At 58.9% G+C, this 14,645-nt stretch carries 15 protein-coding genes; 5 read left to right on the top strand and 10 right to left on the bottom strand.

Translation table 11 applies throughout. The annotated features are described in order from the left end of the window. Positions 1 to 21: 21 nt before the first annotated feature. The 4 genes from ACH2ED_RS01640 to ACH2ED_RS01625 all read left to right on the top strand — a co-directional run bounded on the left by ACH2ED_RS01640 (position 22) and on the right by ACH2ED_RS01625 (position 5,055). Positions 22 to 597 carry a hypothetical protein gene (locus ACH2ED_RS01640; protein WP_395088450.1) on the top strand — a complete coding sequence of 192 codons (576 nt, stop codon included), beginning with the start codon at positions 22 to 24 and terminating at the stop codon, positions 595 to 597. 296 nt (positions 598 to 893) lie between these two features. Next, complete coding sequence (locus tag ACH2ED_RS01635) at positions 894 to 1,631, top strand: phytanoyl-CoA dioxygenase family protein (RefSeq protein WP_395088449.1); 738 nt, start codon at positions 894 to 896, stop codon at positions 1,629 to 1,631. A 240-nt stretch (positions 1,632 to 1,871) separates the two neighbouring features. After that, complete coding sequence (locus tag ACH2ED_RS01630; protein WP_395088448.1) at positions 1,872 to 3,503, top strand: McrB family protein; 1,632 nt, start codon at positions 1,872 to 1,874, stop codon at positions 3,501 to 3,503. Beyond that, positions 3,496 to 5,055 (top strand): DUF2357 domain-containing protein, encoded by a 1,560-nt coding sequence (locus ACH2ED_RS01625; RefSeq protein ID WP_395088447.1) that lies wholly within the window; start codon positions 3,496 to 3,498, stop codon positions 5,053 to 5,055. Before ACH2ED_RS01630 ends, ACH2ED_RS01625 begins: the two co-directional genes overlap by 8 nt. Here ACH2ED_RS01625 and ACH2ED_RS01620 read toward each other — a convergent pair. Continuing rightward, the gene (locus ACH2ED_RS01620; RefSeq protein WP_395088446.1) at positions 4,983 to 7,595 is read right to left on the bottom strand and encodes a hypothetical protein; all 2,613 of its coding nucleotides are present in this window, start codon (positions 7,593 to 7,595) and stop codon (positions 4,983 to 4,985) included. The two genes, ACH2ED_RS01625 and ACH2ED_RS01620, sit on opposite strands and share 73 nt — an antisense overlap. Before the next feature lie 64 nt (positions 7,596 to 7,659). On the opposite strand from ACH2ED_RS01620, the gene ACH2ED_RS01615 reads away from it, so the two are divergent. Further along, positions 7,660 to 8,124 carry a hypothetical protein gene (locus tag ACH2ED_RS01615; RefSeq protein ID WP_395088445.1) on the top strand — a complete coding sequence of 155 codons (465 nt, stop codon included), beginning with the start codon at positions 7,660 to 7,662 and terminating at the stop codon, positions 8,122 to 8,124. Here ACH2ED_RS01615 and ACH2ED_RS01610 read toward each other — a convergent pair. The 9 genes from ACH2ED_RS01610 to ACH2ED_RS01570 form a co-directional block, all read right to left on the bottom strand. Continuing rightward, positions 8,121 to 8,975 carry a 2-oxo acid dehydrogenase subunit E2 gene (locus ACH2ED_RS01610; protein WP_395088444.1) on the bottom strand — a complete coding sequence of 285 codons (855 nt, stop codon included), beginning with the start codon at positions 8,973 to 8,975 and terminating at the stop codon, positions 8,121 to 8,123. The genes ACH2ED_RS01615 and ACH2ED_RS01610 overlap by 4 nt on opposite strands. Then, positions 8,972 to 9,259 carry a 4a-hydroxytetrahydrobiopterin dehydratase gene (locus ACH2ED_RS01605; protein ID WP_395088443.1) on the bottom strand — a complete coding sequence of 96 codons (288 nt, stop codon included), beginning with the start codon at positions 9,257 to 9,259 and terminating at the stop codon, positions 8,972 to 8,974. Before ACH2ED_RS01605 ends, ACH2ED_RS01610 begins: the two co-directional genes overlap by 4 nt. A 2-nt stretch (positions 9,260 to 9,261) precedes the next feature. Next, a complete protein-coding gene (locus ACH2ED_RS01600) occupies positions 9,262 to 10,254 on the bottom strand; it encodes a Gfo/Idh/MocA family protein (RefSeq protein ID WP_395088442.1) in 993 nt (330 codons plus the stop codon). 3 nt (positions 10,255 to 10,257) lie between these two features. Continuing rightward, on the bottom strand, positions 10,258 to 10,638 hold the full coding sequence (locus ACH2ED_RS01595; protein ID WP_395088441.1) for a hypothetical protein: 381 nt from the start codon (positions 10,636 to 10,638) through the stop codon (positions 10,258 to 10,260). Between the two features lie 27 nt (positions 10,639 to 10,665). Next, positions 10,666 to 11,103, bottom strand: coding sequence for a hypothetical protein (locus ACH2ED_RS01590; protein ID WP_395088440.1), 438 nt, complete (start codon positions 11,101 to 11,103; stop codon positions 10,666 to 10,668). A gap of 3 nt (positions 11,104 to 11,106) precedes the next feature. Next, positions 11,107 to 12,249 (bottom strand): WD40 repeat domain-containing protein, encoded by a 1,143-nt coding sequence (locus ACH2ED_RS01585; RefSeq protein ID WP_395088439.1) that lies wholly within the window; start codon positions 12,247 to 12,249, stop codon positions 11,107 to 11,109. 12 nt (positions 12,250 to 12,261) lie between these two features. After that, the gene (locus ACH2ED_RS01580; protein ID WP_395088438.1) at positions 12,262 to 13,233 is read right to left on the bottom strand and encodes a Gfo/Idh/MocA family protein; all 972 of its coding nucleotides are present in this window, start codon (positions 13,231 to 13,233) and stop codon (positions 12,262 to 12,264) included. 44 nt (positions 13,234 to 13,277) lie between these two features. Then, positions 13,278 to 13,814 carry a hypothetical protein gene (locus ACH2ED_RS01575; RefSeq protein WP_395088437.1) on the bottom strand — a complete coding sequence of 179 codons (537 nt, stop codon included), beginning with the start codon at positions 13,812 to 13,814 and terminating at the stop codon, positions 13,278 to 13,280. A 160-nt stretch (positions 13,815 to 13,974) separates the two neighbouring features. Continuing rightward, positions 13,975 to 14,154 carry a hypothetical protein gene (locus ACH2ED_RS01570; RefSeq protein ID WP_395088436.1) on the bottom strand — a complete coding sequence of 60 codons (180 nt, stop codon included), beginning with the start codon at positions 14,152 to 14,154 and terminating at the stop codon, positions 13,975 to 13,977. Positions 14,155 to 14,645: the final 491 nt, after the last annotated feature.

Below are 14,645 nucleotides of genomic sequence, written 5' to 3'. Positions count from 1 at the left end.
ATCTAGGAGAATGAAATAAAGATGAACAAGTTAATTTTACTGACAGTGACAATTACATTACTGGCAACAGGAGCACAGGCGCAGGAGACAAAAACAAGGCGCTGGCGTGCGCAAGTGGGTGCCGGGTTTCTGACGGCAACGAGCGGCAAGAGTTTCGTGGGCAGCATCGCCCAGAGTGGGGGGATCAGCTATGACCTGGGGCACGTGGGCAACGGAACCTGGGGCCTCTACAGCGATGGAGTCATGCGAGGCCGGGAGCGCAACAGTTCCACGGGGGGTGGCACGACCATGACCAACCAGGGTGCCCATGGCTTCGGCGTTCAGTACCGAGCACATGCGGCATCGAACACGGCACTCTATTACGGCATGGGTGTTGGTGGCTACGGCCTCACAACCTCATCCGCCGTGAAGACCGGTGACACAACCGTGACCACCACCACCGAAAAAGGCACCTTCGGGGGCCGTGTCTTTGTCGGCCAGGACTTCGGCAAGCGCTACTTTGGTGAGCTAGGCTACACGTTCGTCGGTCAGGCTACACTGGGGACGAGCAAGATCAATACCAGCCACGCCCAGCTAGGAATCGGCCTTCGATTCTAATTCGCTCCTCCTGCCTCCTTTCCGAAAGGAAGGAGGCAGTGCAAAAATTACGAGACAAATCCGAGACAAAGATAAAAGAGTAATAAAGGCTCCTAACTTAATAACTTAAAATAAATCAATCATAATACGTTAAATACCTCACAATATCTAAATAATACAACAAAATATATAACGTTATTCTGCTAGCGAATTCTCACTAAAGCATGCTATACTATACTCATAGTCACCCGGGAAACTGGGAAGATAAGCGATCCACCAAACGGGGTGTGATCGCTGTTTTTGTTTTTGGAGGCACGATGACGGACGAAGAAAAGTTCCTGGTGGACCTGCAAGGCTACCTGCTTATCAAAAATGTGCTGAGCACAGACGAAGTTGCTGAGCTGAACGCTCTCGCGGATGAGAAGTTCGCCTACCAGAACGATGGCAAGCTTGACCGGCGAACGCGGTGCTCCACATGGGGAAAGCCCGCGCAGAATTTAATGGATCATCCCAAGATTGTCCCCTACCTCACAGCACTTATTGATGAGAAGTTCCGCCTGGATCACGACTACTGCATCTTCATGCGCGAGGGTGCAGGCGGAGGCGGCTTACACGGCGGCGAGGGCCACGAGGGTGATCATTGGTACAAGTTCCGCCACGACGGCAAGATTCGCAACGGACTTTGTGTAATCACGTACTTTCTCGCCCCCGCAAGAGCAGGCGACGGTGGCTTTTTATGCGTCCCTGGCAGCCATAAGTCCAACGTCCCGAATAGCCTCCCCGAAGACGTGCGCGGCCTGAAGCGCCACCCACACTACGTTATCCAGCCCGAAGTGGAGGCAGGCGACGCGCTTTTCTTCACCGAGGCACTGATCCATGGCACCGCCCCCTGGACCGCATCGCACGAGCGCCGCGCCCTACTGTATAAATTTAGCCCTGGCCACTCCGCCTGGAGCCAACACTACCCGAGCGCTGCGGACTACACCGATCTCACGGAGCGGCAAAAGCGCATACTAGAGCCCCCTTCGGTCGGTTCACGACGCGATGTCGTATAAAACAATGAGACAAATGTGAGACATGAAATAGCAATTCAATTGAAACCAACACTGTTTACCTGCCGCAAAAACGGCCATATATACAAAAAATAGAACAAATATAAAAGAAAACAGCTATAATTACTCTTGAAAGAGAGTAGCAAAAACAACCTCTGACGTGCTATACTATATCCATAGTCAGTCAGACAAAAGCGATCCACCAGGAGATGGTGCGGTCGCTGTTTTTGTTTTTGAGGCCCCATGAACCTCGCTAACCTCCTCCATACCCTCTGCCAGAGCCGCGCGGCCTGGAACGTGCCACCCGTCGCCACGACCACCAAAGACCCGCGCGTGCTGGCGACTCTTGCAGCGCTCCTGGCACTCAAAGAGGAGCTAACGCGCAAGCTGCTCCCCGAGTTTTTTCTGCCCTTCACTCTCGAAGTCTCCATCGGGCGGGGTAAGCCTGTCAAAGTGCCCTGGCTCTGCATTCTGGGGCCGGAGCAAAAAGTGCAGGAGGGCTTCTATGTCGCAGTGAGTATCGAGCCGAACGGGCATGGGCTGGTCGCAGGGATCATGAAGTCCGCGACGCACCCTCCGGAAGTGTTGCTTAGTACCCAGAAACGAACGCCGCTCCCTGAAAATGCACTGGATGTGGACAGCCCCACCTACCGCTTCAACGATGCGTTTCACAACCCACAAGAGTTCTTCACCGAGACACTCGATAGTGAAGCGTTTCTGGCCCACCTACGCGAGAGCCTGCGCCTCTACACCGAGCTGCTCACGGAGGATCAGCCCGAGCCGATCTACCGCCGCAAGGGTCGCAAGCCCAGCCCCATCAAACCTGCAACAAGGGTGAACGAACCCTCCACTCTTTACCAGACAAGCACCGATGCGCTCTCGAACCTCGTGCCCGCGTTTCGCGCCGCCTGCGCCACTGCCGGGCTAATCTACACGGAGGAGCGCTTGACGGCGTTCTTTGCCGCCCTACTCGCCAAGCCCTTTGTGATCTTGGCCGGGCTCTCCGGCTCAGGCAAGACGCGGCTCGCACAGGCACTGGCGCGCTGGCTCGGGGCGCCCTACGCGCTTGTCGCAGTGGGGCCGGACTGGACAAGCCGCGATCCCCTGCTCGGCTACCCGGACGCTCTCGACCCAAGCCGCTACATCACCACACCCACGCTAGAGCTTCTACACTCCGCCAACCAGCAGCCCGAGGTACCCCATTTTCTGATTCTCGATGAACTCAATCTCAGCCCCATCGAGCGCTACGGGGCGGATCTGCTCTCGGCGATGGAGTCCGGCGAGGCGATCTTTCTCGGGGGAGTTCCTCCAGAAACGCTTCCCTGGCCGCGCAATCTCTTTCTCATCGGCACGGTAAACCTAGACGAAACCACGCACCCGCTCTCTCCCAAAGTTCTTGACCGCGCCAGTGTCCTTACTTTTGATGGCTCCAGCCTCGCCGCGCTCTTAGAGAATCCCACGCCGGTTCGCCCAGAGCGACTGGCCGGTCAAGGAAATGTCTGGGGAGCCGCCCTACTCTCGCCTCGCGCGGGAGGTAAGTGGCAGGAAACTGCGACTCTGATACGCCTCAGTGAGACACTGGCAGCCCATGATTTTGGTTTCGGCCTGCGCACCGCCACTGAGATTCTGCGCTTCTGCGCCGCCTACGACCAGCTGATTCCCCCGCCCAGCGAGGGCCAGGGGAGAGGCTTGGATACCGCCCTCTGCCTCAAGATTCTTCCTCGCCTGCACGGCTCCCAGCGCCGCCTCGCGCCCGCGCTCGATGCCCTGCTCACGCTCGCGGAAGCCGAAAACTGGCCCCAGACCGCCACCGCCCTACGCACCCTCCAGGCCCGACTTCTCCGAGATGGCTTCGGAGGCTACACGTTTGAATAGAGACCCTCTCGCCCTCGGCCACGCCAGCCTCCGTCTCTACGGCGACGCTCTCCGCTCTATTTCTTCCACGGAGGCCGCCGCATTTGGCGAAGAAAGCATCCAGCTTCGCGAGAACGGAGTCGTGGAGTGGGCGCTTTCAGGCGCTCCGAAAAACTGGCGGCTCCGTGAGGGCGGGCCGGTGCGGCGGCACCGCGCAAACCCTCACTCGGGAACACTCACGGCAGGCAACGAGGCGGGCTTGCTGACACTTGTGCTGGAGGATGAGACCGGCAGACCACACGCAAGCGTCGGAATAGAGATCGTCTCCGCCAAGCTCTCCTACCGCGAGGACTTTCGTCTTATGCTCGAGGCCATCGCATGCCGCGCCACGGACTTACTCTTGCGGCAGCACACTGAGGTAACATCGCCGATGGTTCCCACGGAGCAGCCCGATCCCGCCCGACTCACGGAGCGCTTTTTTCTCTTGCGTGGCTTACTCGAGAGCGGGGAGTTCCAGCATGGCCTCAGCCGCATTCTCTCCGATCCACACCGAGTACTCTACCCAGAGGCCGAGCAGGAGCCACTGAACCGAGCCCGGCGGCTCACTCCGAGCGCGGTGCGCTGGCTCGCCACGGCAACACCCCGCCAGCCCGTTCCTGCCAGGCACCCTCTCGCGCAGCGGGGCTTTGTCACGGTGCCCCACGAGCTGCCACACACACGCCCCGCCGAGACCTGCAACACGCCGGAGAACCGCTTTGTCCAGCAGGCACTGCGCCAGCTCCTTCAGTCTCTGGAGGCGTGCAGTGTCACGGAGCGCTTGAAGAGAGAGGGGCAGTGGTTGGCACGGCCACTAGACAGCGCACTCGCCCACCCGATGTTTGCTGAGGTCGGGCCACTGACACAGATTCCCGTCTCCAGCAGGCTCTGGCAACGGCGCAGCGGCTACCGCGAGTTCTATAAAACCTGGCTGGCGGCGCAGCAGGCACTCCAGCTGAGCTGGGACGGTGGACAAGCTGCCTTTGGTGCAGGAAGACGGGATGTCGCCACCCTCTACGAGTACTGGTGCTTCTTTGAAGTCGCGGAGGCGGTGGAGGCGGCGTTTGGTGTCGCCCTGCCCTACGAGAAGCTCCTGACGCCTACTGGCGATGGTACCGCACTCACTCTGCGACGTGGCACAGAGCTACGTCTCGAAACCCCCAAACTCTGCCTGACCTACAACCCGACACTCGCCACTTGGACACGCCCCGTGCGCCCAGACATTACGCTGGAGCTTGGTAAGACCCGCATCCACTTCGATGCCAAGTACCGACTCACGGACCAGCACGATGCCCTCACCGAGGATATTCTCACGATGCACGCCTACCGTGATGCCATTCCTGGCACGCTTGCCGCCGTCGCGCTCTACCCCGGCAAAGTCATGCGCTGGTGGCCCGACACACAAAACCACGGTGGCCTCGGTGCGCTTCCACTCACTCCAGGCCATGGCCGCGACGCGCTGGATCAGTTTTTGGGCGCGATGATCGCCTCCAGCAAGACGAGTGCCTGTGCCAGAGGAACGTCTGAGAGATCGTAGACGAAACCGGCGGGAGGGAGGCTAGCAAAAAAGTCGGGAAATGCGTTTTCCTCAGAGGGTGCCGCCTTGCGCTCCAGACGCTGTGCCAGCCATTTTCGGATCGTGGCTGTCTCGTCCAGGCTATCTCCATCGCCGCCTGTGAGAGCTTCCCAGTAGGAAATATTTAGTGGCCCCGCCACCCCCTTCCAGCTCTTCCATTGCTGATTGCCCATCATCACAAAACCACCGCCCATTTGCATCAAGGGCTTGGAGATTCGGGCGGTTTGAAATGCGGCTTCCAGGCGCTTGCGAAGCTGCGTGGCACGGGCCTTGCGGCGCTCGTTCCAGGCGGTCTGGAGAGAGGCATTTTGCTCGCTGTTACTGAAAAAAGGCAAAGAGAACTCCCCCGTGTTGGGGAAGCTATTGACCTCTAAAAAATCTGACGGGTCTATCCCCTGCGTGCGCAAAAATGCCAGCCGCTCCGACACACTGTAGCCGCCGGTCCAGAGGGTTTCCAGCCCCCGTCCACTCGCGCTAACATAGCCCAGTGCCGCCAAGTCATGCAGGCCGATCTGCGTGACCCCTGGTAGAGCCGCCAGACGCGCTACCCGCTCCGCGAAACGATCCACCGGGACAGCCTCAGGGGTGAGGGCATCCAGGTGCGTGATCTGCTCAAAAAGGGGCACGATAAAGGGCATGATCTGCGCGATAGCACTGAGCGCCGGGCGGCCCTGTGCCATCTCAGAGGCCGTGCGGCCTGTCACACTGACATCCCGCTCGCGCTGGGTGTCGGTGGGGGCGGGCATGAGCGGTGAGAGAGTCGGCACCAGCGGCAGAGCGTCTTTTTCCGCAGAGAGCAGGCTCACTCCTCGGTCGTCGTTGGCATCGCCCGAGAGCGCCACATAGAGCACCGTCACCCCCCGCGCCTGACACATCGCCAGAAGCTGCTTCGCCTCCTCCCGTGTTTTGGGCGAGCGAACGCGCAGGCCGCGTGTCTTGATCGTCTCCGAGAGCTTCACCAGAGGTATCTCCGGCTGTGGTGTCAGATCGCTTAGTGTGAGGACACTGAGCTGCGCCTCGCCCAGTGCCGGGCAGAGCACCTGGACGTTTATTCTCAACTTTGGCAGCGCACTCTGGGGGGCGGCAGGCGGTGGAACCCCGTCTGGGCCAGGCCGTCCCTGACGCGCTGACCAGGCAGCCTCAATCTTCCCCTTCGCATCACCGGGTAGCGCCGCAAGAGGAAACTTGGTATCTTTGCCCTCCAGCGCTGCTTGCCAAACATTCTCCGAGGCACCTGCCCCCGCCGCGCACGGCAGTGTCGTGAGCAGTTTTGCCTGCCGCAGCTTCCCCAGTGCTAGCTTCTGGGCCTTGTCATCGGACATCTGCTCTTGCATCTTGCCCATCTCCTGGGGCAAGATCCCATCAAAGAGCGTGACGGAAGTATTACCTAGCGGCACCCGGTCATGAGTAATCAGAAAAGCAGCACTCTGCCCGGCCTGTAAGCGTCGAATCGTGGTCGCACTCGCCCGCAAGATCGCGTTCAGCGCGTCGGCTGCGCTCACACTCTGCCCCGGTGCAATTCGAATAAATACCGACTGACTTGCCAGCCGCGCATCGGCGTAGAGCTCCAGCCGAAGCGCTTTTGCCGCCCTCTGCACCACGTCGCCCACCGTTTTTGCATCGGCCAGTGAGAGAGGAACCGAAAAGCGTTCCTGAGAGAGATCCAGATCCGAGGGCGGACGGCGGTACAACACTTTTTGCGTGCCCGTTTTCGTCTTAGCCTGCTCACGCTGGTACGCATCAAGCTTGTCGGGAGAGACGGGAAGCGCTCGCAGTGCCACCTGGACAAATCCGCTGGGCGGATCGCTCAGGGAGACACTGTAGTTTCCCGGCTGTGCCAAAAGAATCAGGTCGCAACGAACCCGAATCCGAAACGTCCGCTGGGTGCCCACGGAGAGCACGGGAAGACTTTGCTTGCCATACCAAGGGGTCTGCCCGGCGGCCATTGCGGGGGGCACGGCACTGCTCCCACGAAAGTCCAGGTTCGGGGGAAATAGCTTCTCCCAGAGTGCCCTCTGTCGCGCATCACTCAGCTCGGCGTAGCCGATACCCTGCGCTCCGGCGGCCTGCTGCATCTGGCTCGGACTGAGGCTCGCCAGAAAGGCGTGGGGCGAGCGGGTGCGGTAGAGATCCTGCTGCATATCCTCGATGCGATCGGGCACGCGCAGCTCGGTGATCTGGGTTGGCCCGGCGGTGGTGAGGGTGGAAAAGCGCACCACTTGCTGCTCGAAGTAGCCCACCAGCTCTGGCAGGCCGTAGCCGCTGCGGGGAGGCGGGAGCGGGGTCTTTCCTGTGAGTAGCAGCGTACTGGGCGCGACCAGCAGCAGTGCCCCCCGGCGCACGGGATCCCAGTCGAGCTGCTCCAGGCCAGCCTCCAGCGTGACTTGGGGCGCGGCAATCGCTTTTGTGACTGTAGCGGGCCGCGGCACCTCCTGCTCTTGTGCAAGTGCAGGAAAGGCCGCCAGAGCAGCCAGAGAGACGAGAAATACAAGAGATTTCATCCTGAAACAGAGACGGAAATTCGCTCCCGTTGGTTACGGCATCACATAGGATAAAATAGGAGCTGTGTCCTCACCCATTCGCCGCCAGTACCAGCTCTATATCGAGCGCCCTCCGGAAGCTATCTTCGCCTTCATAACAGATCTGAGCAACTACGCCCGTGTCTGCCCCGACGATCAGAAAGAAGAGGCGACGGGCGTGGCGCAGAGTGTTGGGGCGCTCGTGCTCTTTCGCGGCGGCCCGTGGGGGGATATCACGGCCACCGTGAGCGAGCTAGACTCTCCACGCCTCTTCGCTCTGCAACAGGTCGAAGGCCCGTTTGTCACTTGGACTCACCGCTACAAGCTCACCGTTTTCCAGCAGGGTACGCTTCTAGCCGAGCAGTTTGAGTATACCCTCAAAGGTCTTGCCATCGCCAAAGAGCGCCTCCCCAGTACCGGCAAGCTCTGGGACGACTGGGTGCACCACCGGCAGAGCGAGATCAAGCGCATTCAGGAACGGATCGGGCGTATCAAGGGCCTAGGGGTCTAAACAAACAAAAAGCGTGTTTCCTCTAGGTTGCGCTGGATTTCCTGCAACAGCAAAACAGCGGCGAAGCTATCCGCGAGGCGTGGGTCGTGGGCGAGGGTGAGGATTCCTGTGGAACCAATATAGAGATGCGCGGCTTGGGGCGTGTGCAGAATCGGTGTTTGGGTGCTCGCATTGCCCACTGTGAGGGTAAAAGTTGCGCCCCGTGTGGGAAGCGCCTCAAGATTTTCGAGCTCCCGAGAGACAGCTAAAACGCTTCTTCTATCGGCATCAAAAAGCACCGGGAACGTGCCATCCTGCTGTGGCAAGCAGATATTGACGTTGTGCCGGAGCCGGATATCGTCAGCGGCAAGCCATGCGGCGTTGAAGCGTGGGTGGGCCTTCAGTGCGGCAGCGACAGCGGCAATGAGGAAGGCAGTGAGGCTCGCGCCGGATTTCCCTTGTAAGCGGCGCACTTCGGAGAGCTCGGCAGGCAGCCCTGTGACCTGGTGTGGAATGAGAGTCAGTGCGGCGGCGTGGTGGCGCGCGAGGCGCTGCTCATGCACGGTGGGAGTCAGCCGAGTCTCGGGGCCGACAGGAGCGTAGTCCGAGAAACTTTCCGAGGGAACTTGGGTTTGGGGTTCTGTGACTCCGGCCAGAACGGCGAGAGGCTCCCCCGCCTCAACAGCCTCGCCCTCAAGCACGGCTTTTTTAAAGAGCACGCCATAGACAGAGGCACTCACTGAGAGCTCCGTGCCGTCGCTCTGTCGCAAACGCAAAAGTGGCTCATTGAGCGCGACAAACTGCCCGATGGCCTTTTCCCACCCGGCCACCGTGGCGACACCGTCGTGCGCGGCAAGAACCGTAAACTTCACGTCGCTAGTGTATCGGCCTGCGCGGCCAGCGCAAAGTCTTTCTCGGTCAATCCTCCCGAGTCGTGAGTGGTGAGCGCCAGAGTGACTTTGTTGTAGCGTATGTCAATGTCCGGATGATGGTCAGCCGCTTCAGCGGCCTCGGCGATTGCGTTGACAAAGCGCAGCGCGGCGACAAAGTCGGGGAACGCGAATGTGCGAACAATTTCATTGCCGCGCAGGCTCCAGCCACGGAGCACCGCTAGCCACGCCTGGACTGCGGAGTCTGCCAGCTTAAGAGAGCGCATGGTTATCTCCGTACCACCAGCGCAGGCTGGTTAGTTGCCACACTTTTATACGCCGCCTCGACCACCTCGACGGCGCGCAGGCCATCTATGCCAGAAGCGAGTAAGTTATGGGAAGCTTCGTCGCCTTGGCAGGCTTTCACAAACGCTGTCACCATTCCCGCGTCTATATTACTCCCCCAGTTCTGGTAGCTCACTTTGTTGGTCTTATCCGAATACAGCACCGACTCCTGGGCGAACATGTCCATCTCGATCACGCCCTTGGTGCCCACCACACTCATCGTCACGTTGCCCCAAGTCGGAAAGCTCTTGGGGCGGGACCACGAGGCATCTAAACTCGCATAAACACCGCTCTCAAAGGTAATCGTAGAGATCCCCGCATCGTCGTAGTCCGAGTGGGCGAAGCCGTTGCTGGCCTCGCAGTAGACCTCGCGGGCTTCGTCTTTGAGCAGTGTCCGCAGCAAGTCCGTGACGTGAACCGTGTGGTCCATCACGGCACCGCCGCCGGAGAGCTTGGTGTCAATGAACCAGCCGCCCGGACACATTCCCTGGTTCGTACACCGTGCCGCCAGAATCTCGCCTAGATCGCCACTCTCAACCACACTCTTGAGCTGCCAGAAGGCCGGGGAGAAGCGGCAGGGAAACGCCGTGTAGAGCTTCACCTTCGCTTTGGCGCAGACATCCACCATGGCCTTTGCGTCGTCGGCATTGGGCGCGAGCGGCTTCTCGGAGATCACGTGCTTACCCGCCGCCGCCGCCGCCTCGGTGAGCGCACGGTGCTTGCTATTTTCGGAGCAGATCACCACGGCGTCGGAGGCATCCAGAAGTCCATTCAGAGTTTCGTAGGCCGCGATCCCAAAGCCCGCCGCCCGCTCGTCCTTGCGCACGGTGTCGTCGTCCCAGAGCCCCACAATTTGCGCCTCGGTCGAGCCGCGCAGGCCCGCCACATAGGCTCCCGCGTGCATGTGCGCCGTCGAGAGAATTCCAATTTTCAGCATAGTTTATCGTTTCACGCTCGTCAAGAGTTTTCCGCTTGCCAGATCAAACGTCAGCCAGTGCGTGCCATAGTCGGCCACGGTTCGTTCCACCTGCACTTCAATCATTCCCTTTGAGCAGGAGGTTCCCGCCACTCTTTCCACTGCCGGATCCACAGGCACAGGAATCGTCCGCACAAAAGCATGGGATTTGCAGTCCTGTACCCGAATCTCGCTCCTCTGGAAATCCATCTGCCCCATGAGAGAAGGAACATTTTCCAGGAGGGGTGCGCACTGCCAACGCGGCGCACCGCTCTGAAGGAGCAGAGCTGTGGCCACACCAGAGGTTACAAAGAGAGCCGCAGCTTTCTGCTGGCGCTGGCGGGTGTAAGGGTTCAGAGAGAACATGAGGACTGCATTGCTCCGTGTCGCTTTTTAGCGCGTCAGGGTGAAGGGGCCTTCGCCTTTTTTCTGTCCGGTGAGAGGATCCAGCACGACCACCTGGTCAGAGAGCTGTAGCAGCTCCGTACCGGGCGTCCTCTGCGTCCTCAGGACATGAATAAGCACCTCGCTGCCACCTGGGGTAAAACGAACTGCCTTAATATTATGGTCCGTATAGACTGCCAGCAGCTTCTGTGTAGCGCGATCACGGAAAACCACATGCCCTCCGATAAGCTCCACCTGGCGTGTCCCATCCGGCGAGAGAGCGATTCGCCCAAAGCTAGCCTGTGAAATCTCCTTTGGGCGGGGACGGAAGTGCTGGGCCTGCCGAGGAAGACTCCCCAGCAGCACGGCGACGAGAACTCCGGAGAGAGCCGCGACAAGAGCAACCCCTTGCTGGCGACGACGCGTATAAAGGTTGAGGGAGAACATATTTCACTTTCCTCGCTTAAAGATAAAGAGCTGCTGATGGCTATGGAGTACCAGAGACTGGCCATCCGGCGAACAGGCGGCATGGGAGTCGCCGTAGTACCGAGAGAGTGCTGTGGGCATGGTCGAGGTGTGCAGAATTGCCTGGCTTCCGCCCAGACGTGCATCCGTCACCGTCGCCTCCCCGTCGCCTGCCATAATAATCTTACTTGTCCCAGGGATGAAACGCAATGTCCCACCACGAGTTTCGGGGTGAGCGATCCAGGAGGAAGCGTCCTCTTCGGCCCTGAGCTGCTGCACTATCCTACCACTTTGCCTCTCGTGTACCTCGCCCCCACCGTAGTCGTTGCGTGAGGCGAGAAACTGGCCATCCGAGGAGAAGGCAAGCGCATTGATTCCACACCCCTGGTAGGTCTGGGTCAGGCGTTTGGTCGCCAGGTTCCAGAGCTGCACCACGCCTGTACGCTCTGGCAAGGAGATCACCCCACCAAGCGCAAGCTCCTGCCCGTCCGGGGAGAACGCCACGGACACGGCGCAGTCCTGCGGCGTTGGGGTTCGCTCCCGCTGCAAGGGAATGCGCCCCTGCTCCTGAAGTGTGGCGGTGTCTAGTAGCGTGACATAATCGTAGCCCTGAAGCAGCGCCAGCGTTCGGCTATCAGGCGAGTAGGCGGCGCGGCACCAGGGGCTGCCCGTGTTGCGTGCCGTGGCGAGCACTTGGCTCTGGTAGTTCGTTAGGTTTAAACGGTAGAGCTTACCATCGGGACGATCCGTGGCAAAGACCAGCTCCTTGCCACTCGGTGCCACGTGGAGCGAGTAGATCGGTGCGCGCCCTGCCTCAACGGTACGCTCCAGCACTCGCCCCCCCACGGAGCGGAACTCTAGCCAGGAGCGCACTCCCTCGTCCATCAGCGCGACCACCATACGGTCGTTGTTCAGGTACGCCACCGCCGTAGGGCGCCCTCTCATTTGCAGGGTGGCAACACGCCGTAGCCCCCGTGCACTTTTCGCGGAGTTTGGAGGTGGGAAAGCTCGGAGCGTGAGTGTGAACACTCCGAGTATCAGCGCAGTACTTGTCAGCGCTGTACTTCCGACCAGGCCAGCCAAGGCCAAGTACTGACGGCGGCGGGTGTAGGCGTTGGAGGAGAACATCGTCATACTTCCTTAGAGTGTTATCGCGCGGCCAGTCTTCAATGATTCTCGGGCGGCGGCAGCCACTGCCACGGCATCGCGGGCTTCTTCCGCCGTCACCGCCAGAAGGGCGCCGCGGGTGATGGCACGAGCAAAGGCCGCAATTTGTTTGTCGTAGGGATCGTCGGAGGGGATCAGCGGACGCCCCGTGCTGGTGCGTGTCTCGGTGCGGAAGCTCAGGGAGACTTCTTTGCGGGAGTCGTGAGAGAGCAGCCCCGCGTCGCCTGCGATCTCAAAAGTCGCGCCGCCGCCCTTGGGATCGGCCCAGGTCACTTCCGTGTGGCTGATCGCGCCGCTGGTGTGACGCAGCGTGATAAGCGCGTGGTCAAGCCGCTCAAAGCCGCGCTCGGTGAGGCCCTTGGCATAGACCCGCTCCGCTGGGCCAAACGTCCAGAGCAACCAGTCAATGTCATGCACCGCGAGGTCAAAGAGAATCCCGCCGGACTGCGCCTGATCGCCAAACCAGCTCGACCAGCCAGGAAAGCCACCACCACGCCGTGTTCGGATCACAGCGGGCTTACCAACGTCCCCATTTTTCACGAGACTATGGGCATTGGCGAACTCCGGGAAAAAGCGCACCACCTGCGCCACGGAGAGCAGTCTCCCTGCCGTCTTCGCCGCCGTGATCATGGAGTCGCAGTCCGTCACGCTCAGCGCCATCGGCTTCTCGCACAGCACGTGACAGCCCGCCGCCAGTGCCTGCTCGGTGATGCTCCGGTGCAGATCGCTGGGCAAACAGACACTCACCACCTCTACTCCCGAAGCAAAAAGTGCCTCGACGGAGCCAAACGCACTCGCGCCGTGCTTGCTCGCCAGCGCCTCCGCCTTGGGAAAATCCACATCCGCAATGGCTGCCAGCGTGAAGCCCTCGGCCTTCGCCCAGCCCCGCGCGTGGGTCGAGCCCATCCCCCCTGCGCCGATCACTCCTGCTTTGAGTTTGGTCATGTCTTGATTATCGCCCACCCCGCCGCGTCCGTCAACTACTTCCACTACTCATATGGCCCGACCCACGAAAGATGATGGACGATGCCGTAGTCTTCGCCCAGGTGCAGGTGCCTGCCGCCCCGATACTGGTGTCCTGCGACGGGCTTGGCGACTTTGAGGTTGGCGAGGTAGCAGGGGGTAAAGGGTTCTCTGGGGCGGATGACGTACTGTGGCGTTTTCCAGTAGGTGTCCCAGCAGACCGAGACAGTGTCGGCCAGGTCGTGCTCGGCGATCTTGAGGAGTGTGTCGAGGAGGCGTGGTTCGATGATCTCGTCTCCGTCGGGGAGGAGGGCGTGGGTGTAGCCAAGGGAAAGCAAATGTTCCCCCGCTGCTGTCCTGTGCTCGATCTCCCCGTGCCACTCCCCTACGATAACCGTCGCCCCCGCCGCTTCCACTACCTCTACCGTCTTCGGCCAATCTCCAGGTTCGCCGAAGAAGGGAATGCGATTGACGAAGACGAACGAAGGTAGTCTACTTTGGAGAGTGTGGATGCTCTCCGTAAGGTAGTAATAGTCATCATGAGCGATAAAAAGTGCAACCAATCAATTTCACCTTTGTCCTGAGTCGGTTTGTGATGTAAAATCGTCCTCAAATTTGTATTTCTAAAAGTTGACTAATTTCTTCACGATGTGCAGCGGAGAATGAGACGGGGACGAAGCAGTTCAAAACTCTACGACAACCCTTACTTTATATTTTACGGACTCATTCTTGGGCATATTCCCAAGAATCATCATTGACTGCATTAACTGCCATAGCGTATTGCCCCACTCCCATAGAGTAGTATACTACTCCGATATCTAATTCATTTATCTCAAATTCCACCCATGGATTCCCATATTCATCAATATTACCCACTAATAAACATATATCATTCTCTATCAAATATTTATATTTATCTATAATGCTTATATTTTCGTCATAAGTGTAAGTATATTCATTATAATAGCTTGGTATTTTTACTATTTTAATTAAATCTCCGATTTTTAATTACTTCCATCTTTCATTCATTTTTTATTACTTTTTTATCCCTTTTAATTACGTAATGAGATCATTTACTACACTTATAACAATCAACATGCGATATATATGTCCTACAATGACCAACATTGTCTTCCCACATAGATTGACAATCTTTATTTTTTGTTTTACAGGCGTCCTCTCCCGATGAGCCGCAAACTGTTTTTTTTCTGATATCAGGAGCACATTCTGGAGGTACACTACCTTCCAACCTACAAACTAGTGTGCAACATACTTCCTTTTCGATTCCACACTCTTTATAGTCTTCGTCAGAAGTATGGCGGGCGAGGTATCCTGTCGGCATGAAAGCACTCTCCCTCGACCTTCGACAACGCATTATAGACGCTCTGGATAAA

The sequence above is a fragment of the Armatimonas sp. genome (genome assembly GCF_043757465.1).
Classification (GTDB): Bacteria; Armatimonadota; Armatimonadia; order Armatimonadales; family Armatimonadaceae; genus Armatimonas.
Note: the sequence above shows the minus strand (reverse complement) of the source record. Positions and strands in the feature narration are given on the sequence as shown.

Excerpts from the sequence above, each read along its gene's own strand:
- ACH2ED_RS01640 (WP_395088450.1), top strand. The coding sequence starts at position 22 with ATGAACAAGTTAATTTTACTGACAGTGACAATTACATTACTGGCAACA.
- ACH2ED_RS01635 (WP_395088449.1), top strand. The coding sequence starts at position 894 with ATGACGGACGAAGAAAAGTTCCTGGTGGACCTGCAAGGCTACCTGCTT.
- ACH2ED_RS01630 (WP_395088448.1), top strand. The coding sequence starts at position 1,872 with ATGAACCTCGCTAACCTCCTCCATACCCTCTGCCAGAGCCGCGCGGCC.
- ACH2ED_RS01620 (WP_395088446.1), bottom strand. The coding sequence starts at position 7,595 with ATGAAATCTCTTGTATTTCTCGTCTCTCTGGCTGCTCTGGCGGCCTTT.
- ACH2ED_RS01605 (WP_395088443.1), bottom strand. The coding sequence starts at position 9,259 with ATGCGCTCTCTTAAGCTGGCAGACTCCGCAGTCCAGGCGTGGCTAGCG.
- ACH2ED_RS01600 (WP_395088442.1), bottom strand. The coding sequence starts at position 10,254 with ATGCTGAAAATTGGAATTCTCTCGACGGCGCACATGCACGCGGGAGCC.
- ACH2ED_RS01595 (WP_395088441.1), bottom strand. The coding sequence starts at position 10,638 with ATGTTCTCTCTGAACCCTTACACCCGCCAGCGCCAGCAGAAAGCTGCG.
- ACH2ED_RS01590 (WP_395088440.1), bottom strand. The coding sequence starts at position 11,103 with ATGTTCTCCCTCAACCTTTATACGCGTCGTCGCCAGCAAGGGGTTGCT.
- ACH2ED_RS01585 (WP_395088439.1), bottom strand. The coding sequence starts at position 12,249 with ATGTTCTCCTCCAACGCCTACACCCGCCGCCGTCAGTACTTGGCCTTG.
- ACH2ED_RS01580 (WP_395088438.1), bottom strand. The coding sequence starts at position 13,233 with ATGACCAAACTCAAAGCAGGAGTGATCGGCGCAGGGGGGATGGGCTCG.